A 2,031-nucleotide genomic window follows, 5' to 3' on the forward strand; every position below is an offset into this window, starting at 1 on the left:
CATCCTGTCCGCCCGGCCAGCTATGAAGAGATGAACAACTTCTACACCATGACCGTTTATGAAAAAGGTGCGGAAGTGGTGCGCATGTATCACACCTTGCTTGGGGAAGAAGGCTTCCAAAAAGGCATGAAGCTGTATTTCCAACGCCACGACGGTCAAGCTGTGACTTGTGATGATTTCCGTGCCGCAATGGCAGACGCAAACGGCATCAATCTTGATCAGTTTGCTTTGTGGTACAGCCAAGCTGGCACGCCGGTTTTAGATGCTCAAGGCCGTCTGAAAGATGGAGCGTTTGAATTGACCATCAAACAAACCATTCCGGCCACGCCCGATATGGCGGACAAACAGCCGATGATGATTCCGGTCAAAACTGGTTTGCTGAACGAAAAAGGCGAAGCGGTTGAGTTTGAATATCAAGGCAAACGGGTGAAAGAGGCGGTTTTGGTATTGACCGAGGCCGAGCAGATTTTTGTCTTGGGCGGTGTCAATGAGCCGGTTATCCCGTCTCTGCTGCGTGACTTCTCTGCACCGGTTACCCTGAACTATCCATACAGCGATCAAGAATTGGCGACTTTACTTGCGGCAGATGAAAATGAGTTTGCCCGTTGGGAAGCTGCTCAAACCTTGTACCATCGTGCCATTAATGCCAACCGTCAGGCATTGGCGGAAGGCCGTCCTTTGCCGGAACACAAAGCATTGATGGATGCTTTGGCTTTGGTGGTTTCCGGTGACTTTGATCCAGCATTCCGTGCCATTTTGCTGCAAATGCCGTCTGAAACCGATGTATGGGCGGAAGAAGAAAATATTGACCCGATTCAGGTTCATCAAGCGCGAGAAGCCTTGCTCAATGCTGTTGCCGTCAAGTTCCTGCCTCAATGGCGCGAGCTGAACCGTCAAGCTGCCGAGCAAGAAAATCAAGCCGATGCTGCTGTTCGTTATGAATACAGCCCAGAATTGGCCGGCTGGCGTACTTTGCGTAATACTTGTAGGGCATTCGTTCTCCGTGCTGACGCTGCGCATATCGAACACGTTGCGGAGAATTACGAAGCAATGGCGCAAAACATGACCCACGAATGGGGTATCTTATCTGCAATCAACAGCAATGAAAGTGAAATCCGCGATCGTTTGTTGACACAATTTGCCGATAAATTCGCCGATGATGCTTTGGTAATGGACAAATACTTTGCCCTGATTGCCTCAAGTCGCCGTAAAGATACTTTACAGCAAGTTCAGACGGCCTTGAATCATCCTAAGTTCAGTATTGAAAACCCAAATAAAGCCCGTTCTTTATTGATGAGCTTCAGTCGTAATATTCCGCACTTCCATGCAGAAGACGGCAGCGGCTACCGCTTTGTAGCAGATAAAGTGATGGAAATTGACCGCTTTAATCCGCAAGTTGCCGCTCGACTGGTGCAGGCTTTCAACATCTGCAACAAATTGGAAGCCAACCGCAAAGCCGTTATGACTAAAGAGTTGCAACGCATCCATGCACAAGAAGGTTTGTCCAAAGATGTGGGCGAGATTGTTGGTAAGATTTTAAATGAGAAATAAAGCTTGTCTGTTGAACTTATTGTTATTTGGCAATAAGGATAGATAGACTAAAGGCCGTCTGAAACTGATTGGTTTCAGACGGCCTTTTTATATACAACGCTTAAATTAATTTTCGTTGAGGGTAGGGCATAAGAATAAAAAAGAGCCTGCATAAAACAGGCTCTTTTTCATACTAATCCAAAGATTAGAATTTGTGACGCAGGCCAACAGTGCCAGCAGTTTTCTCGTATTTGTAGTCGCCTTTGCCTTCTTTCAACCAGCCGGCAGAAACCAGAGCAGAAGTGCGTTTAGAGAAGTCGTAGTCAGCACCAACGATAACTTGGTTGTAAGCGCTGTTCTCTTGTTTCACGCCTTCTTCTTTAGCTTTGAAGCCGTGAGCGTAAGAAACACGAGGAGTTACGTTGCCGAAGCGGTAAGCAGCAGTTGCACCAACTTCAGTACGTTCGTTTTTCTTAGCACCAGCTACGTCAGCTTTGAAGC

2 protein-coding genes are annotated in these 2,031 nt (G+C 47.3%); one reads left to right on the plus strand and one right to left on the minus strand.

The window, feature by feature from the left end; genetic code table 11:
- The coding region (locus tag ACTHUM_RS12325; RefSeq protein WP_440402991.1) for a DUF3458 domain-containing protein at positions 1 to 1,551 on the plus strand (1,551 nt) is incomplete at its 5' end.
- A gap of 184 nt (positions 1,552 to 1,735) precedes the next feature.
- On the opposite strand, the gene ACTHUM_RS12330 is transcribed toward ACTHUM_RS12325, so the two are convergent.
- A partial coding sequence (locus ACTHUM_RS12330) for a porin (protein ID WP_440402992.1) occupies positions 1,736 to 2,031 on the minus strand: 296 nt, incomplete at its 5' end.

It is taken from the genome of Neisseria sp. P0021.S006 (genome assembly GCF_051956895.1).